Source organism: Variovorax glacialis (assembly GCF_051216375.1).
Lineage (GTDB): Bacteria > Pseudomonadota > Gammaproteobacteria > Burkholderiales > Burkholderiaceae_C > Variovorax.
In genome coordinates this window covers 1-1,569 of sequence record NZ_JBPJZT010000061.1, presented here as the reverse complement: position 1 = coordinate 1,569, position 1,569 = coordinate 1, and the positions used below count along the sequence as shown (strand labels likewise).

2 protein-coding genes are annotated in these 1,569 nt (G+C 60.3%); one reads left to right on the top strand and one right to left on the bottom strand.

Annotated elements, in window-relative coordinates:
• The coding region (locus tag ACSFBL_RS35570) for a hypothetical protein (protein WP_435520496.1) at positions 1-213 on the top strand (213 nt) is incomplete at its 5' end.
• Between the two features lie 79 nt (positions 214-292).
• Here ACSFBL_RS35570 and ACSFBL_RS35565 read toward each other — a convergent pair.
• The gene (locus tag ACSFBL_RS35565) at positions 293-1,345 is read right to left on the bottom strand and encodes an IS110 family RNA-guided transposase (protein WP_435520497.1); all 1,053 of its coding nucleotides are present in this window, start codon (positions 1,343-1,345) and stop codon (positions 293-295) included.
• Positions 1,346-1,569: the final 224 nt, after the last annotated feature.

The window sequence follows — 1,569 nt, the reverse complement described above, 5'->3', positions numbered from 1 at the left end:
CTTATATGGATGCCTCCCGGGTTGCAAGAAGAAGTCGTGTCGTGCTGTGAAGAAGTCGGCTGCGTCCTTATATCCGGCCTTGATTGCGCGGCTTGTCTGGTTTCCCAACTTGCCGCCGCTGGCCCCGATGCATATCCGCTGACAAGCGCCTCATCTCCGAAGCGGACTTTTTATGTCCGGTCCATCATGCAGGTTTGGCTCGTCCCGGTCTGACCTGTTTCACATCACTTCACTCGTTGCTGCCTTACTGCCCTTGCGAAGACCGATCCATATCCTTTCTACAGTTGGTTGATCATTTAGCTGTCTCAATCCTCGGGGCCGCTTGCGGCCTGAGGCTTTGAAATCCCTGTTGGTAATCTTGCTGCGCGGCCGTCACGGCCCAGATCGTTCGGGCCATCTTGGCCGCCTGTGCCACGATCACCACGTTGGCGGGCCTGCGGCTCTTGAGCCCTTCGAGCCACGCCCCAGGTTCCTTGGCGTGCCTCAGCACACTCCTGGCGCCGTGAATGAGCAAGGTGCGCATGTACGTGTCACCTCGTTTGGAGATGCTGCCCAGGCGTACCTTGCCGCCCGTGCCGCTCTGCGAGGGCACCAGGCCTAACCAGGCGCAGAACTCCCGCCCTGACTTGAAGGCGCTGGCCTCGCCCATGGTGGCAATGGCCGCCGTCGCCGTGAGCAAGCCCACGCCTGGGATCTGCGCAATGCGTCGCATGTCCGCATCGGCCTTGAGTTGCATGGCCAGGCGCTTTTCAATCGTCTGCATGTCCTGGTTCAACGCCTTGATGCGAAGGACTTGCTCGTGCAGGCTGTCCCTGACCATTTGGGGCAACTGTGGCGAGAGCTCTTCCAGAGCCTGATCGACGTCCTTGAACAGGGCATTGCGGCCCCTGGCGAAGGTGGCGCCGAATTCATACAGCAGCCCACGCAGGGCGTTGGTTTGCATGGTGCGTATCTTCATCAGGAGTTCGCGCTGGCGATGCAGCGTGAGCGTGGCTTGCTGGACCGCGGATTTGATGCCAACGAATTTCACGCCAGGCTGTTGCACGGCCAGCCAGATCGCACGAGCATCAGTGGCATCGGTCTTGTTGCCCGAGACGAAGGGCCGCACCGCCTTGGCGTGCAGCAGACGCACCGTGTGGCCCAGGGCCATCAATTCGCGCGCCCAGTGGTGGCCACTCCCGCAGGCCTCGATGGCGATGAGGCAGGGCTGGCGATTGGCAAAGTGCTCGATGACCTTGGCGCGCTTGAGCTGCACGTTGATGACCTCGCCCGTGCCCATGTCCACCGTGTGCAGCTGAAAAACGTGCTTGGCAATGTCCAGCCCGACGACCTGCCGACCGTTCATGGTGCCAATGATTTGTCCTGCATTCATGCCTGTATTACGATTCATGACGGACCCTCTGCGGTGTTTGTGAAGACCTTGGTCTATCACCTCTTGGGCACTTCGATGCCGTATCCAGCAGAGGGTCCCCCACTCTTGCTGAGATTGAACGGCTGTTGCCGCCTTCGGCGCCACCTCAACTCCAGTCTTCTGATCCCCTTCGGGAGAGAGGCATCCATAGCATCTCC